Source organism: Sphingomonas sp., from assembly GCF_026460985.1.
GTDB lineage: Bacteria > Pseudomonadota > Alphaproteobacteria > Sphingomonadales > Sphingomonadaceae > Sphingomonas.
The window spans coordinates 22,137-38,349 of record NZ_JAPKNM010000006.1 but is presented as its reverse complement, the minus strand read 5'-3'; the positions used below and the strand labels follow the sequence as shown (position 1 = coordinate 38,349).

Below are 16,213 nucleotides of genomic sequence, written 5' to 3'. Positions count from 1 at the left end.
TCATTGCGCCGGCTGGGCCTCGTTGCCGCCTTCGTCGCGCGAGACGCGGGCGGTCATGCCGGTCGCGTCGGCGTCGTCCTGCGTCTGCTCGTCCGGGCTGAGCGTGGAGGGCGTCGGCTCGACATCGGTCGTGGCGGCGAGGTTGTCGGTCGGGGCCGCGGCCGGGGTCTCGATCGCCACCGGGCTCTCGTTCGTCACTTCGATCGGCGTCATGTTCTCGACATTGCCCGTCGGCGCGGTCGCCTCGTCGTTCCCGCCCGAGCACGCGCCCAGCGCAAGGGCGCCGGCCGCGGAGGCGAGCAGCGCGATACGCTTGATGTTCATCGAATTCTCCCTTTTCAACGTGCGGCGACGGCGGTGATCGCCGAGCGCCTTTCGATCTTGGCCGCGAGCGTCTTGTCCCAGCTATAGGGATCGCCGCGGAAGTTCATCGTCCCGTTCGCGCTCGCGAACGCGGTCCAGTAGAGCAGATAGACATGGACCTGGTCCTGCGGCTGCAGCTGCACGCGCTGGGTCTTGCCCGTCGAGAGCGCCGTCTGGATCTCGTCGGGCTGCCAGGCGGGGTCGTTGCGCAGCAGCAGCTGGGCGAGCGGGCCCGGCTTCTCCAGCCGGACGCAGCCATGGCTGGCGAGGCGGCTGAAGCTCGAGAAGGTCGATTGCGACGGCGTGTCGTGGAGATACACGGCATAGGGGTTGTCGAAGTCGAACTTGTAGAGCCCGAGCGCGCTCTTCGGGCCCGGCTGCTGCTGGATGCGGCGGCCCGCGCCCGTGCCGATGATCTTGTAGTTGTTGCGCGCCAGATAGGCCGCGCCCTTGGGGAACAGCTCCTTGGCCGCGATCCCCGCCGGCACGTTCCAGGGCGGATTGAGCACGATCGAGTGGATGCGCGACTGGAGCATCGGCGTCTCGTTGCCCGGGCGCCCGGTCACCGCCTTCATCGACGCGATCGGGGCGTCGCCCTCGAACACCGTCAGCACCGCCGCGGCGATGTTGACCTGGATGCGCTTGGCGGGGAGCTCGGCCGGCAGCCAGCGCCAGCGCTCCATGTTCGCCATGATCTGGCGGACGCGGTCGCCCGCCGGCACGTTGAGCGCGCCGAGCGTGCCGGTGGAGACGACGCCGGTGGGGTTGAGCCCGTAGCGCTTCTGCGCGCGGACCACCGCGTCCTTGAGCTCCGCGTCGAACTTGTTCCCCGTGGCCACGACTTCGCCGTCCTCGACCGCGAGCCGCTTGCGCAGCGCCGCGACGCGCGGGCCGCTGGCGCCGACGGTCATGTCCGGACCCGCGGGAAGCGTCGCCCAGCCCCCGTTCGCCTCGATCTTGCGATAGGTGGCGAGCCCCTTCTGCAGCCCGTCATAGCCCGAATAGGGCGGGGGCAGCGAACGGAACCAGGCGGCGATCCGATCGCGCTTCACCGCATCGGCGAAGGCGGGGAGGGGGTCGTAGGCGGCGGGCCGCAGGCCCCAGTCCTGCTGGAAGTCGCTCGCGTCGAGCCGCCCCGAATGCACCGCATGCGCATAATCGAGCGCGGCGCGGACCAGGGCGTCGTTGCCCTGCGGACGCGGCTGCGCGGTGCCGTCGTGGCGCAGGCCCTGCGCGAAGCCGGCATCGGCGAGCAGCTGGCCGAGCTGCTCGGCCTGGCTGGCGCTGAGCGTCGGCGGCGGCACCAATTGCACGGGGGCGACCGGCGGGACCACCTGCACCATCGGGTGCGCAGGCGGAATCTGCTGCTGCGCCACGCCGGGCGCGCGGGGGGGCTGCTGCTGCGCGAAGCCGGGCGCGCTCGCCAGGCCGATCGTCCCGGCCATGGCGATGCCCAGTCCCACCGACTGCCCCAAAGTCGCTCGCGATATCACACTCATTACTCCTGCCCGACTGTCCGCCCCCCGGCGCATCAGTTGAATCGAGGTGCTAATAGGCGAATATCGGGTGCAAGTGCGAGCAACTATTGACCCGCGGCCAAGATATGCCGGCCGCGGGTCAAACAGGGGCGCGGATCGCTGTCCGAACCCGAGCCCGGAACCCGCGCCCGATCGGGCTCCTCCTCAAGAACGACCGGCATCGCGCGCGCTTGCCAGCTTTCTTCGCGTCCCGCTAAGCTCGCCCGGAATGCGGGGTCCCCGCCCGCCGAGACAGGAGAGACCATGAACCCGATCGTCCGCCGCGGCTTCCTCGCCGGCGCGCTCGCATTGCCCTTCGTCGCCCGCGCCCAGCCGCAGGAGAGCTGGGAGGAGAAGCGCCAGCGCCAGCTCCGCGAGGATTGGCCCTGGCTCGAACGCTATGCCGAGGAGGACCGCAAGCTCCTCGCCTCGGGGGCGAAGACCAACATCGTCTTCATGGGCGATTCGATCACCGAGGGATGGCGCGGCCAGCGGCCCGATTTCTTCAAGCCCGGCCGGGTCGGGCGCGGGATCAGCGGGCAGACCACGCCGCAGATGGTGCTCCGGATGATGGCCGACGTGGTCGCATTGAAGCCGCGCTACGTCCACATCATGGCGGGGACCAACGACGTCGCGGGCAATACCGGCAAGATCACGCTTGCCCAGACCTGCGACAATTTCCGGATGATGACCGCGATCGCCCAGGCGAACCGCATCGAGGTGCTGATCGCCTCGGTGCCGCCCGCGGATCACTTTCCCTGGCGGCCGGGCCTGGCGACGGTCGAGCCGATCCGCGCGATCAACGCCTGGCTCAAGGGCCATGCCAAGACCGCCGGCGCCACCTGGATCGACTATTGGCCGGTGCTCGCCGACGAAAAGGGCGCGATGAAGCCCGGAATGGCGACCGACGGCGTCCACCCGACCGAGCAGGGCTATGACAGGATGGCGACGGTGATCGAACCGTTCCTGCGGGCGCGGAAAATATGAAGGCATTCCTTTTCCCCTCCCTGCAAGGGAGGGGATCAAGGGGTGGGTCCAGCGGCAGGCGGGGCTCGATGCCCCGTCTGGCGCTTCTTTTGGCGGGCGCAGGGCGCGGCTGGCGCCGCGCACCCACCCCCATCCCCTCCCTTGCAGGGAGGGGAGCGCTTCTTGCGGTCGTCCTCGCCCTGGCAACCCCCGCCGCCGCCCAGCGGCTCGAACTCGCCTCTCCCGACGGCACCAACCGCATCACCCTCCAGGTCAGCGCCACCGGTACCCCGGTCTACACCGTCGCCCGCCGCGGCGCGCCGGTGCTGGCACCTTCGCCGATCCTGCTCGATCTCGACAATGATACGCTGGGCTATAACCTCGCCATCACCGGCTCCGAGCAGGCGAGCGGCGATACGCGCTATCCGATCGTCGCGGGCAAGGCGGCCGAAGGGCGCGACCAGTACAACCAGCTCACCGTCCACTTGCAGGAGAAGGGCGGAGCGAAGCGCAAGCTCGACGTGGTGCTGCGCGCCTATGACGACGGCGTCGCCTTCCGCAGCGTGATCCCGGTCCAGCCCGCCACCGCCGCGGCGATCATCCGCTACGAGCGCACCGGCTTCTACTTCCCTGAAGCGTACAAATGCTGGGGCTTCAACGTCGGCAAGTTCGGCTCGAGCCACGAAGGCGAGTTCGACCCCGTCGACACCAGTCGCATGCGCGACCACAATCTGTTCGACCTGCCCTTCGCCTGCGAGACCGGCAGCGCGGCGTTCGCGCTCGCCGAGGCCGATCTGATCGATTTCGCCGGTATGTATTTGACCGGGCGCGGCGACGGCGGGCTCGGGCTGCAGCTCAAGCTCTCGCCCTCGCTCGACGATTTCCGCATCGCGGTGCACACCCGCATCGGCAGCCCGATCGTCACGCCGTGGCGCGTGGTGATGCTCGCCGACCAGCTCGGCAAGCTCAGCGAATCCACCCTGCTCACCAACCTCTCCAGCCCGAGCCGGATCGAGGACACCGGCTGGATCAAGCCCGGCATCGCCAGCTGGGACTGGTGGAACGGCCCGGTCATCGCCAGCCTTCCCGGCCAGCGCACCAGCACCGCGGTCGCCAAGGCGTTCATCGACTTCGCCGCCGCCAACGGCCTGCCTTATGCGATGATCGACGAGGGCTGGTATGCCGGCGCGGGCGGGGGCGGGGTGCGCCGCCCGGGCGTCGACGTCACCAGATGGTCCGACGCGATCAATCTCCAGGAAGTCGTCGACTATGCCAGGGCGAAGAAGGTCCGGCTGTGGCTCTGGACCCATTGGCAGGCGCTCGACGAGCAGATGGAGGACGCGCTCGCGCTCTACGAAAAGCTCGGCATCGCGGGGATCAAGGTCGATTTCATGGACCGCGACGATCAGTGGATGGTCAATTGGTACACCAAATTGCTCGGCGCGGCGGCGCGACACCATCTGATGGTCGACCTGCACGGCGCCTATCCGCCGCGCGGGACCACGCGGACCTGGCCCAATTTCATGACGCAGGAAGGCGTGATGGGCGCCGAGTACAACAAGTGGAGCCGCCGGATCACCGCACGCCACAACGTCATGCTCGCCTTCACTCGCGGGCTGCTCGGGCCGATGGACTATACCCCCGGCGGCTTCCGCAACGTGACGCCGGCCGAGTTCAGGATCCGCAATGATCTGCCCTTCGTCCAGACGACGCGCGCGCACGGGCTGGCGATGTACGTCGTGTTCCTCTCGCCGCTCGGCAGCGTCGCCGACAGCCCCGACACCTATGCCGCGAGCCCCGCGGGGTTCGACTTCGTCAAGCAGGTCCCCGCGGCCTGGGACGAGACGCGCTTCCTCGCCGGCGAGACGGGCGAGTATATCGTCCTCGCCCGCCGCAAGGGCACGCGCTGGTATCTCGGCGCGATGAACGGCGAGACCGCGCGGACGGTGCGCGTGCCCCTCGGCTTCCTCGGCCGAAAGCCGGTGACCGCGCGGATCTGGACCGATGGCGACAAGGCCGATTCCGTCACGCTCGCCAGCCGCAAGGTGACCAGCGCCGATACGCTCGAACTGCCGCTCGCGGCGAGCGGCGGCGCTGTGGCAATATTCTCAGACAAATAGGGTTCACAGCTTCGGCTTTTCGATTAGGGTGGGTCCTCAAATCCTCCCCCGCCAGGGGGAGGTGGCAGCCGCAGGCTGACGGAGGGGGCGGAAGCACGACGGCCATTTGGTCGCTTACCTCCCCCTCCGTCGCCTTCGGCGACACCTCCCCCTGGCGGGGGAGGATAGGAATCGGCGGCGCAGACCGCGCATTCTGGGAGAGCGACGATGAGGATCACGCGTCGGGACGTGGCGGTGGCGCTGGGCGCGATATCGGCCACCTGCGCGATGGGCGCGGTCGCGCAAATCGCTCCCGCGACGCTCGGCCCGGCGGTGTTCGACTGGACGAAGATGGAAGCGAAGCCGACCGATGTCGGCGCGATCCGCAACCTCGTCCGCCAGCCCACTGCGACGCTCGACGAGCTCGAGATGCACATCACCACGCTCAACCCCGGGCTCGCCTCGCATCCGCCGCACACGCATCCCAACGAGGAATTGGTGATCGTCCGCGAAGGCACGGTCGAGGTCCTGAACGGCGGCGCATGGAAGCGCCTCGGCCCCGGCTCGGTGATCTTCAACGCGTCCAATTCGCCGCACGCGCTCCGCAATGTCGGCGACACACCTGCGACCTATCACGTGATCAACTGGAAGACGGCGGCAACGCCCGCGAACTGAGGAGAACCGAATGCACCGCCGCACGATGCTCACCGGGGCGGGGATGGCCGGGCTCGCCGCCGCCTTGCCCGCCGACGTCCTCGCCCAGTCCCAGTCGCAGGGGAATGCGGTCTCGGCCGACGCGGCGCCGGCCGGGCCCGAGCCGACGGCGAAGCATCGTATCAAGTTCGGCGTGATCGGGCTCGACCATGCGCATATCTACGGCATGACCGATGCGATGATCCGCGGCGGCGGTACTCCGGTCGCCTTCTTCGCGACCGATCCGAAGCAGATCGCGACCTTCCAGACGCGCTACGGCAATGGCGTGAAGCTCGCCCGCAGCGAGGACGAGATCCTCGGCGACAAGGCGATCCAGCTGATCGTCGGTGCGCCGATCCCCGATCTGCGCGCGCCGCTCGGCATCCGCGCGATGCGGGCGGGCAAGGACTATCTCGGCGACAAGCCCGCGATCACCAGCCTCGATCAACTCGCCGAGGTCCGCCGCGCGGTGAAGGAGACCAGCCGGAAGTTCGCGATCATGTATTCGGAGCGGCTCGAGGTGCGCTCGGCGGTCCATGCCGGCGAGCTCGTCGCGCAGGGCGCGATCGGCAAGGTGCTCCAGACGGTCAATCTCGCCCCGCACCGCGTCAGCGCGCCCAGCCGCCCCGACTGGTTCTGGGACAAGGCGCGCTATGGCGGCATCCTCACCGATATCGGCAGCCACCAGGCGGATCAGTTCCTCTTCTACACCGGCTCGACCTCGGCGCAGGTCGTCGCCTCCCAGACCGGCAATCTCCATTGGCCCGACAAGCCGAAGTTCGAGGATTTCGGCGACATGATCGCCACCGGCAACGGCGGGACCGGCTATATCCGCGTCGACTGGTTCACCCCTGACGGCCTGCCGACCTGGGGCGACGGCCGGCTGTTCCTCGTCGGCACCGAGGGGTCGATCGAGCTCCGGAAATATGTCGACGTCGCGGGGCGGCCGGGCGGCAACCACCTCTTCCTCACCGACAGGAAGGGCGTGCGCTATATCGACTGCTCGAAGGTCCACCTGCCGTTCGGACCGCAATTCGTGACGGACGTGGTCGAACGCTCGTCGATCGCGCAGGACCAGGACCAGGCGCTGCTCGCTGCCGAACTCGTCCTGACCGCCCAGAAGAACGCCACTCGGCCGAAGCTGGGGTGATCTTCGTTCATCGCCACACTCTTTACCGTCATCCCCGCGAAAGCGGGGACCCATCTCCTGCCCGTGCCAGGTGCCCAACAGCGGTGGGTCAATGTGGCGCGTCCGGGAGATGGGTCCCCGCTTCCGCGGGGATGACGGAGTTTTTAGGAGAGAGAAGATGCTTTCCAGACGCACCATCCTCAAGACCGGCGCCATGATCGCCGCGCCGACGATCGTCCCCGCCACCGTCTTCGGCCGGAACGCGCCTTCGAACCGCGTCGTCATCGGCGCGATCGGCGTGGGGCGCATCTCGCGCATCCACGACATGAAGGAGATTCACAAGCACGCCGACGCGCAGATCGTCGCCGTGTGCGACGTCGATACGATCCGCCTCGGCGCGGGCAAGGAGCTGGTCGATGCGCGCTACACCGCCAGCACCGGCAAGCCCTATTCCGGCACGCGGATGTACACCGATTATCGCGAGCTGCTCGCGAACAAGGAGATCGACGCGGTCCTGATCTCCACGCCCGATCATCACCACGCGCCGCAGGCGGTGCACGCGGTGCGCGCAGGCAAGCACGTCTATCTCCAGAAGCCCGCCGCGCTGACCATCGCCGAGGGCCGCGCGATGGCGGATGCGGTCAAGGCGAGCGGGCGCGTGCTCCAGATCGGCTCGCAGCAGCGCGCGCAGGATCCCTGGCCGCAATTCCACCGCGCCTGCGAGTTGGTTCGCAACGGGCGCATCGGCAAGCTCCGCCATGTCGAAGTGGGCTTGCCCGGCGATCCCTCGGGCCCCGAGGCGCCGCCGATGCCGGTGCCGTCCAATCTCAATTACGACGCCTGGCTCGGCACCACGCCCGAGGTGCCCTATACCGAGATCGGGGTCCATCCGCAGGGCGCGTTCGAGGATCGTCCGGGCTGGCTGCGGATCGAGCAGTACGGCGCGGGGATGATCACCGGCTGGGGCTCGCATCATATCGACACCGCCCATTGGGGCATGGACATGGAGCATTCGGGGCCGGTCGAGGTCTGGGGCAAGGCCGAGTTCCCCAGGAGCGGGCTGTGGAACGTCCATGGCGCGTTCGAGACGCATGCGCGTTATGCCAACGGCGTGACGATGACCGTGTCGGGCGCCTTGCCCAACGGGGTGAAGTTCATCGGCGACCGGGGGTGGATCTTCGTCACGCGCAGCGGCGCCGTGACCCCTTCGGACCCCAGCGGGCCGCAGATCGATCCGCTCCAGGCGAGCGACCCCAAGATCCTCGGGAGCGTCATCGGTCCGGACGAGGTCCATCTGCTCAAGGTGCCCGAGCAGCATCGCAACTGGCTCGACGCGATCCTGACCGGCGCGCCGTTGAGTGCGCCCGCCGAGGTCGGACATCGCGCCTGCTCGACCTGCCTGCTCCACTGGACCGCGATGAAGACCGGGCGGCGGCTCAAATGGGATCCGAAGGCCGAACACTTTGTCGGAGACGAAGAGGCCAATGCGATGCTCAGCCGTCCGCAGCGGGCCCGTTACGCGATCTAGCCCCTGTTCCACTTGCCCGGCCGAATGTGGAACCGCTCGGCGCGCGCGGTGCCAACATCGGCGTCGACATGTTCCACGATTTGCCCCCGCGCCCCAGCAACGTGTAACCGGCCCCAAAGGAGCCCATTTTATGATCCGCACCGGACTGATCGGCTATGGCCTGGGCGGCATGGCGTTCCACGCGCCGCTGATCCATGCGGCGCCCGACCTGGAGCTCGCGGCTATCGTCACCTCGCGCGCCGATGCGGTGCAGGAACGCCATCCGCAGGTGTCGGTTGTGCCCGAAGTCGCCACGCTGCTGGCCGATCCCGGGATCGAGCTGGTGACGATCTCCACCCCCAACGACACCCATTTCCCCCTGGCGCGGGCGGCTTTGGCGGCGGGCAAGCACGTCGTGATCGACAAGCCCTTCGCGACCAGCGTCGCCGAGGCCGAGGTGCTGGTCGCGCTCGCCGAGGCGCAGGGCAGGGTGCTCAGCGTCTTCCACAATCGCCGCTGGGACAGTGACTTCCTGACTGTGCGGAAGCTCCTCGATCAAGGGGCGCTCGGCGAGATCACCCTCTACGAGGCCCGCTGGGACCGCTTCCGCCCCGCGCTGCGCGGCAACTGGCATGAGGATGCCGGTCCGGGCGGCGGCGTGCTGATCGACCTCGGCCCGCACCTGATCGACCAGGCGCTGGCGCTGTTCGGTCCGCCGCAGTCGATCACCGCCGACATCGCCGCCCAGCGCGAGGGATCGCAGGTCGACGATTATTTCGAGCTGACCTTGCATTACGGCCGGATGCGCGCGGTGCTGTCCTCGGCCTCGATCGTGCCGGCCCCGCGGCCGCGCTTCGCGGTGCACGGAACCAAGGCGAGCTTCGTCAAGCACGGGCTCGATCCGCAGGAGGTGCAGCTGCGTGACGGCGGTCGCGCCGATGCGCCCGGGCATGGGGTCGAGGACCCGGCGCAGCACGGCGCGCTGATCGGCGCCGACGGCACGCGCCGGACGGTGGTCTCGGAGCGCGGCGACTATCGCCGCTTCTACGCCGGCATCGCGCAGGCGATCGGCGAGGGTGGTGTGGCTCCGGTCTCGCCCGCCGATGCGCTGGCGGGGCTCAGGATCGTCGAGCTTGCCCGCCAAAGTGCGCGCGAAGGCCGATCGTTACCGTTCTGATATGATCGCACTCGGGCATTTCCCTTAGGTTCGGCGATGCTGGAATGCGCCTACACCAAAGTGTTTCGGCGGCCGCGGCCGTAGATTAGGGATCTTGCATGCTGAGCCTCCTGGCTGCGTCGTCGAACGCCAGCTACGCGCCGCACGGAGCATCCATGGCGTGGCAGCCCGAATTGCTCTGGGCGCATGTCGCAGGCGACGCGATTCTGGCGCTCGCCTATTTCTCGATTGCCCTGGGGCTCGCGATGCTTATCCGGCGCCGGCCGGATTTCGCCTTCGGCTGGATGTTCCGTTGCTTCGCCTTCTTCATCATGGCGGGCGGCCTGCTCCATGTGCTGAGCATCGTGACGCTCTGGCATCCGATTCATGGCGTCGTCGCCGTGCTGAAGGCCTTGACCGCGGTTGCGTCCATCGCAACGGCCGTCGCGCTCTGGCAGCTCATGTCCAGGGTGATTTCCTTGCCGTCTCGCGCACAGCTGGCTGCCGCCAATGCCGAGCTGGAAGTATTGATCAAGGAGCGCGATGCGGCGTTCGAGGAACTGCGCGCTCATAGCCAGCAGCGCCAGGAGCTCGAGGCGGCTTTGCTCCAGTCGCAGAAGCTCGAGGCGATCGGGCAGCTTACCGGCGGCATCGCGCACGACTTCAATAACCTGCTCCAGGCCGTCGCCGGTAATCTCGAACTGATCGCGCGCAAGCCGGACGACATCGACCGCGTGGTCGGCTGGAGCGCGAGCGCGCTCAACGCGGTCGAGCGCGGCCGTGCGCTGACCGGTCAGCTGCTCGCTTTCTCCAGCAAGCAGCGGGTGGACCTCAGCTCGGTGCGGCTGGTCGAGCTGGTCGGCGGGGTCAAGGATCTGCTCGAGCGTGCGGTCGCGCCGCTCGCTCAGGTGCGTGTGGAACGCATCGATCCGAGCCTCAATGTCGAAGTCGATCCGCTCCAGCTCGAGCTGGCGCTGCTAAACCTGGCCTTCAACGCGCGCGATGCGATGCCCGAAGGCGGGACGCTGACGGTCTCCGCCGAGCGCCGCAGCGGCACGGTCGCCGCCGATCTGCCGGCGGGCGACTATGTGGCGCTGACGCTGGCCGATACGGGCGTAGGCATGTCTCCGGAAGTACGCGCGCGCGCGGCGGATCCGTTCTTCACGACCAAGGGCCCCGGCAAGGGCACCGGCATGGGGCTCGCAATGGCGATGGGCGTGATGCGCCAGTCGGGCGGGTCGCTTGCGATCGAGAGCGAAGAGGGCCGGGGTGCCGCGATCACCTTGTACCTGCGCGTCGCGACCAGCCAGCCGCGGCGCGTGGTGGGCGACGATGCCCGCTCCGACGCGCGCGTCAATCTCGCCGGTTGCACGATCGCGCTTGTCGATGACGACGAGCAGGTCCGCGGCTCGCTGCGCGACACGCTCACTTCGGCGGGGGCGACCGTGAAGGAAGCGGCGGAGGGCGGCGCGGGCATCGCGCTCGTACGCAGCCTTCGCCCGGATCTGCTCATCGTGGATTTCGCTATGCCGGGGCTGACCGGCGCCGAGGTCGTCCGCCAGATGCGCGAGGAGTTTCCTGACCTGCCCGTGGTGCTGGTCACCGGCTTCGCCGAATCGGCGACGCTGGACGCCGTTACGGGCCCGCAAGTGGCGGTGTTGTGGAAGCCCTTCGAGGCGCAGGAATTGCTGCGCAAGGTTTCCGGCCTGCTCCACCGTTAGGGGAGCGCGCGGCGCAGTTCCTCGATCCACGCCGTCGCCACGCTGTCCGAGGGCGCGCGCCAGTCGCCGCGTGGGCTGAGCGCACCGCCCGCCGAGACCTTGGGCCCGTTGGGCAGCGCCGAGCGCTTGAATTGACTGGTCTGGAAGAAGCGGAACAGGAAGGCCTCGAGCCACTTCGCGATCGTCGCGAGATCGTACTCGTTCCGTCCGGCCTCCGGAAAATCGATCGGCCAGAGCCCCGCCTCGCGATCGCGCCAGGCGTGCCAGGCGAGGAAGGCGATCTTCGAGGGCCTCAGGCCGTGCCGCACGACATAGTGCAGGAAGAAGTCGTGAAGCTCATAGGGGCCGATACGGTCCTGCGTGCTCTGCATCTTGCCCTCGGCGTCGGCGGGGACGAGCTCGGGGGAGATCTCGGTGTCCAGTATCTCATTCAGCGTCGCGGCGGCGTCGCCGGTGAACTGGCCGGTCTGCACGGTCCAGCGGATGAGATACTGGATCAGCGTCTTCGGCACACCCGCATTGACGCCGTAATGGCTCATCTGATCGCCGACGCCATAGGTGCACCAGCCGAGCGCCAGCTCGGAGAGGTCACCGGTACCGACGACGAAGCCCTGGCGCTGGTTGGCGAGGCGGAAGAGATAATCGGTCCTCAGCCCAGCCTGGACGTTCTCGAAGGTCACGTCATAGACCGGCTCGCCCTCGGCGAAGGGATGGCCGAGATCGGCGAGCATCTGGCGCGCGGTGGGCCGGATGTCGATTTCCTCGCCGGTGACGCCCAATGCGCGCATCAGCGCCCAGGCATTCGCCTTGGTCGCCTCGCCGGTCGCGAAGCCGGGCATGGTGAAGCCGAGTATCTCCGAGCGCGGGCGACCGAGCCGGTCCATCGCCTTGCACGCGACGATCAGTGCATGGGTGGAATCGAGCCCGCCCGAGACGCCGATGACCAGGTGCTTGCTGCCCGTCGCTTCGAGGCGCTTGCGCAGCCCCTCGACCTGAATGTTGAAGGCTTCGTAGCAATCTTCCTCGAGCCGCGACGGCGTGTTGGGCACGAAAGGGAAGCGGCGCAAGGGGCGGACCAGCCCGCGATCGGCCATGTCGGGCTGGTGTTCGAAGGCGATGCGGCGGAAGCGCGTCTCGGGATGGCCGGCGTGGCGCGCGCCGTCGTTGAAGGTGCCGTTGCGCATCCGCTCGAGCCGCAGCCGCTCGAGGTCGAGATCGGCATAGACGATCCCGGTGGTCAGCTCGAACCGTTCGGAGCGGGCGAGCAACTCGCCGAATTCGTAGATCAGCCCCTGACCGTCCCAGGCGAGATCGGTCGTGCTCTCGCCCGGACCCGAGGCCGAATAGAGATAGGCCGAGAGCATCCGCGCCGATTGCGAGGCGCAGAGCAGTTCGCGCTCGCGCCCCTTGCCGATGACGATGTTCGAGGCGGAGAGGTTGCACAGCACCAATGCGCCGGCGAGGGCGCCATCGGTCGAGGGCGGAGTGGGCGCCCAATAGTCCTCGCAGATCTCGATATGGAAGACGAAGTCCTCCAGGTCGGACGCGGCGAAGATCAGGTCGGAGCCGAAGGGGACGGTCTGCCCCGCGACGGTGATGTCGAGACCGGCCAGTCCGAGACCCGAGGCGAACCAGCGCTTCTCGTAATATTCGCGGTAATTGGGCAGGAACTGCTTGGGCACCACGCCGAGGATGCGGCCGCGCGCGATCGCCAGCGCGCAATTGTAGAGCCGGCCGTTGCGCCGAAGCGCCGCACCGACGAGCAGCACGGGCCTCAGCTTCGTGCTCGCCTCGACGATCGCGGCAATGCCCGCCTCGGTCGCGTCGAGGATCGCGTCCTGCAGATGGAGATCGTCGATCGCATAGGTGGTGACGTTGAGCTCGGGGAAGACAAGCAGGTCGGCGCCCTCGGCATCCCCTTTCTTCGCCAGCTCGATCGTCGCCGCGGCATTGGCGGCGGGATCGGCGACCGTCACTGAGGGCGTGCACACGCCCGCGCGGATCATCCCCTGGCGGTGGAGCGAATAAAAGGGGTGGGACTTCGCCATCACAGCGCCTCCGAAAGCATTTCCAGTCCGACGCGCAGGCATTCGATCCGCACGGGACCCCGGCCGATATCGCCGAAATGTTCTTCACGGTGCAGGGTAGGGCGCCCTTCGCGCGCGCAGGCGAAGTGGACAAGCCCCGCTTCGTCCCCCGGCGCGCCGGCACCGGCAAAGCCCGTCACCGCCAGCGCGATCTGCGCCTTGCTGTAGCGCAAGGCCCCTTCGGCCATGCGCCGTGCGACTGCCTCGCTGACGGCGCCCTCGGCGTCGATCAGGTCGGGCGGCACGCCGAGCATCTCGGCCTTGGCTTCGTTGGTGTAGACCACGAAGCCGCGCTCGAATGCGCGGCCGGCCCCTTCGACATCGGTGAACAGCGAGGCCAGTAGCCCGCCGGTGCAGCTCTCCGCGGTGGCGATCGACAGGTCCTTGTCGCACGCGTGCTCGAGCAGCTTGCGCACTGCGGCGTCGACCTCCTGCGGGAGGGCCGGCGAAAGCGTTTCGGTCATGCAAGGGTCCTAGTCCGGGGCAGGGGCTAATGCCAACCCGGTGGACCCGCTTTCGATCCGCGTCAGACCTTGGCGGAGTAGATCATCCGGCCGGGGCCGAGGCGCTCGAAGACCTTGGCGAGCTCGTTCTCGCCTACCGCGAAGCAGCCCTGGCTGCGGCCGAGCTTGCCGTGCTTCGCGACCATGTCGGTGTTCGAATACCAGGCCGAATGGACCACGATCGCGCGGTCGAAGGCATTGTTGTTGGTCGGATCGAGCCCGAGCAGGCGCTGCGAATCGCCGTGCTTGCCGACATAATAATCGGCGGTGAGGAAGGCGCCTTCGCTGGTCGCCTCCGAGTTGATTTCGTTCGAGAAGCTGTGGAGCAGGCCGGTATGCTCGGGATCGGAGCCGATGCCGTGCGCGACGAGGAAGCTCTGCACTTCGCCGCTGCCGAGGTTCACGATGTGGAAGCGCGGCCGATAGGAAGGCGTCGCGAAATCGGCGATGGCGATGCGATCGTGCGACGGCACCCGGATCGAATGACGATCGAGCGCGGCGACCGCGCGCTTGAACAGCTCGGGACGGATGTTGCCGGGCACCTTGCGGGGGGCGGCCTTCGCCACCTGCGGCGCGGCGGGGATCGGTTGGACCGGAGCGGGCACGGGAACCGGGAGCGGCGCTGCCGCGATGCTCATCGTCCGCGTGGCGCAGGCAGAAACCACCGCCCCGCTAGCCATGACAAGCGCCGACCTGATCAGCGCACGGCGCGTCTGCACCGAATTCGGATTCTCAGTCACTCTATGCCCAACCCGCTGAACTCATGCCCCTGAATGTATATCAGAGGTCCTTTCATATGGGATGAACATCGACCCCTTCGGGCGCGATTCGCCGTATCTGCTACCCGTTTCGCCGACTTAAGCCCCGGATGGGGAAACAAAATCACTTCAACGACACCCGGATGCCCCGCGATTCGCATCGCGCGCGGACGCAGTTTATGCTTAATTATGTTTAAGCGACGTGCGGGCGAAGCGCCTGCCGGTTTCGGAAGGGCGATGACGATGATCTCTGGTCTCCGCGGCGCTCTGTTTCTGGCGGCTTGGGCGCTTGCCCCGGCGGTGCCCGCGGCCGCGCAGGCGCCGGGCGAAGCCGTCCGGCCCGCGATCCCCAGCCTCAAGGCCGGGCAATCGATCTGGTTCGAGACGCCTCAACTGGTGAAGGCGAGCACCGTCGGTACGCCGATCAAGGTGGTTGTCGCGATCCGGCAGCAGCAGGCGCTCGTCTATCAGGGCAATCGGCTGCTCGGGGTGACCACGGTCTCGACGGGAGCGCCCGGTTACGAGACGCCGCTTGGCGAGTTCACCATCCTTGAGAAGAAGGTGTTCCACCGCTCGAATCTCTACAGCAACGCGCCGATGCCGCATATGCAGCGGCTCACCTGGGGCGGCGTCGCGCTGCACGCCGGGCAGCTTCCGGGCTATCCCGCCTCGCACGGCTGCATCCGGCTTCCCCGGGATTTCGCGAGGCAGCTCTATGACCTCACCGCGATGGGCGGCACGGTTATGGTGGTCGACGACGTGGCCGATGCGCCGCTCTATCTGCCGCCGGAGCCGATGCTCATGGCGGATACGGGCAGTCTGAACACGTCGGCGACGAGCTATACCGCGCCCCTGCTTGCGGCGGACATGCGTGACCTGGGCGGCGCGGCCTATGACGTGCTGACGATGGGCGGCGATCCGCCGCCGGCCGGGCAGCGCCGTTCGCGTTAGAATTTCGGAGAAGAGGGACCTCGGGCGTAGCCGCCCGGCGACGTAATGCCGCCGGGCGGAGCCGGCCCGCCTCAATAGGGCTTGGTTTCGACCGTGGTCGTGGTGGTCGTGGTGCTGGCCGGGCGCGCGGGCGTGGCCTTGCGCGTCGTGCGGCGCACCGTGGTCTTCTTGCGCGGGCTCGAATAGCTGCGCGCCGGCGCGGTCGTGGTCTGCTCGACCGTCGTCACGGTGGACGCCTGCTGGGCAGCGGCAGCACGGGCCGCCGCGGCTTCCGCGGAAGCTGCGGCGGTGGCGGCCGCTTGCTGCGCCTGCGCCGCGCGCGCCTCTGCCGAGGCGGCGGCATCCTGCGCGGCGGCGCGCTGGCTGGCTTCGGTCGCGGCCTGCGCCTCGGCGTTCAGCCGGGCGTCGCGCTCCATAGAGGCGGCCTCGGTCTTGTTGCGCTCGGCCATCGTCAGCGCCTCGTCGGCCAGGCCGGAGGCGCGGCGCGCCTCGTTGATCGCCGAATCGCGATGGTCTCGCGCGAGCTGGTCGCGGGCGACGCGCAGCGCTTCCTGCGCGCGCGCCATCGGTTCGGACGCATAGGTGGTCGCGCCGACCTTCTCGGCGGCTTCGACCTTGGCGGTCGCCTCGGCGACGGCGGTGCGCGCGCGGTCGATCCGGCTCTGGGCCAGCGACGGCGTCGCGATCAGCAGCGCCGAAATTCCGACGCCGCGCATGATGACTCCCATGTATCGCATGTCTGCAACTCCTTGGTTGCCCCACT

General features: G+C 68.3%; 14 protein-coding genes. 8 read left to right on the top strand and 6 right to left on the bottom strand.

Going from position 1 to position 16,213, the window contains the following annotated elements; translation table 11 throughout:
* Together MT490_RS02110 and MT490_RS02105 are read right to left on the bottom strand one after the other, a co-directional pair.
* Positions 1-324, bottom strand: a complete 324-nt coding sequence (locus MT490_RS02110) for a hypothetical protein (RefSeq protein WP_297383845.1) — start codon at positions 322-324, stop codon at positions 1-3.
* Positions 325-338: 14 nt separating this feature from the next.
* Entirely contained in the window at positions 339-1,808 is a 1,470-nt protein-coding gene (locus MT490_RS02105; protein WP_297383895.1) for a L,D-transpeptidase family protein, read from the bottom strand.
* A gap of 336 nt (positions 1,809-2,144) precedes the next feature.
* On the opposite strand from MT490_RS02105, the gene MT490_RS02100 reads away from it, so the two are divergent.
* The 7 genes from MT490_RS02100 (at position 2,145) to MT490_RS02070 (ending at position 11,151) form a co-directional block, all read left to right on the top strand.
* Positions 2,145-2,867, top strand: a complete 723-nt coding sequence (locus MT490_RS02100) for a GDSL-type esterase/lipase family protein (RefSeq protein ID WP_297383843.1) — start codon at positions 2,145-2,147, stop codon at positions 2,865-2,867.
* 68 nt (positions 2,868-2,935) lie between these two features.
* Positions 2,936-4,966 carry a glycoside hydrolase family 97 protein gene (locus MT490_RS02095; RefSeq protein ID WP_297383841.1) on the top strand — a complete coding sequence of 677 codons (2,031 nt, stop codon included), beginning with the start codon at positions 2,936-2,938 and terminating at the stop codon, positions 4,964-4,966.
* Between the two features lie 207 nt (positions 4,967-5,173).
* Positions 5,174-5,620, top strand: coding sequence for a cupin domain-containing protein (locus MT490_RS02090; protein ID WP_297383839.1), 447 nt, complete (start codon positions 5,174-5,176; stop codon positions 5,618-5,620).
* Positions 5,621-5,630: 10 nt separating this feature from the next.
* A complete protein-coding gene (locus MT490_RS02085) occupies positions 5,631-6,788 on the top strand; it encodes a Gfo/Idh/MocA family oxidoreductase (protein ID WP_297383837.1) in 1,158 nt (385 codons plus the stop codon).
* Positions 6,789-6,945: 157 nt separating this feature from the next.
* A complete protein-coding gene (locus tag MT490_RS02080; protein ID WP_297383835.1) occupies positions 6,946-8,295 on the top strand; it encodes a Gfo/Idh/MocA family oxidoreductase in 1,350 nt (449 codons plus the stop codon).
* Positions 8,296-8,425: 130 nt separating this feature from the next.
* On the top strand, positions 8,426-9,451 hold the full coding sequence (locus MT490_RS02075) for an oxidoreductase (protein WP_297383833.1): 1,026 nt from the start codon (positions 8,426-8,428) through the stop codon (positions 9,449-9,451).
* Positions 9,452-9,549: 98 nt separating this feature from the next.
* Positions 9,550-11,151, top strand: a complete 1,602-nt coding sequence (locus tag MT490_RS02070; protein WP_297383831.1) for a response regulator — start codon at positions 9,550-9,552, stop codon at positions 11,149-11,151.
* Here the strand turns inward: MT490_RS02070 and MT490_RS02065 are convergent.
* From MT490_RS02065 to MT490_RS02055, 3 genes are all read right to left on the bottom strand, one after another.
* On the bottom strand, positions 11,148-13,199 hold the full coding sequence (locus tag MT490_RS02065; protein ID WP_297383829.1) for an NAD(+) synthase: 2,052 nt from the start codon (positions 13,197-13,199) through the stop codon (positions 11,148-11,150). The two genes, MT490_RS02070 and MT490_RS02065, sit on opposite strands and share 4 nt — an antisense overlap.
* Positions 13,199-13,702: a CinA family protein gene (locus MT490_RS02060; RefSeq protein ID WP_297383828.1), complete on the bottom strand. Its 504-nt coding sequence runs from the start codon at positions 13,700-13,702 to the stop codon at positions 13,199-13,201. The genes MT490_RS02065 and MT490_RS02060 overlap by 1 nt, the downstream gene beginning before the upstream one ends.
* Positions 13,703-13,764: 62 nt before the next feature.
* The gene (locus tag MT490_RS02055) at positions 13,765-14,421 is read right to left on the bottom strand and encodes a murein L,D-transpeptidase catalytic domain family protein (RefSeq protein ID WP_297383894.1); all 657 of its coding nucleotides are present in this window, start codon (positions 14,419-14,421) and stop codon (positions 13,765-13,767) included.
* A gap of 321 nt (positions 14,422-14,742) precedes the next feature.
* Here MT490_RS02055 and MT490_RS02050 point away from each other — a divergent pair, with 321 nt between their 5' ends.
* On the top strand, positions 14,743-15,450 hold the full coding sequence (locus MT490_RS02050; RefSeq protein WP_297383827.1) for a L,D-transpeptidase family protein: 708 nt from the start codon (positions 14,743-14,745) through the stop codon (positions 15,448-15,450).
* A 71-nt stretch (positions 15,451-15,521) separates the two neighbouring features.
* Here MT490_RS02050 and MT490_RS02045 read toward each other — a convergent pair whose 3' ends face one another.
* The gene (locus tag MT490_RS02045) at positions 15,522-16,187 is read right to left on the bottom strand and encodes a hypothetical protein (protein ID WP_297383825.1); all 666 of its coding nucleotides are present in this window, start codon (positions 16,185-16,187) and stop codon (positions 15,522-15,524) included.
* Positions 16,188-16,213: the final 26 nt, after the last annotated feature.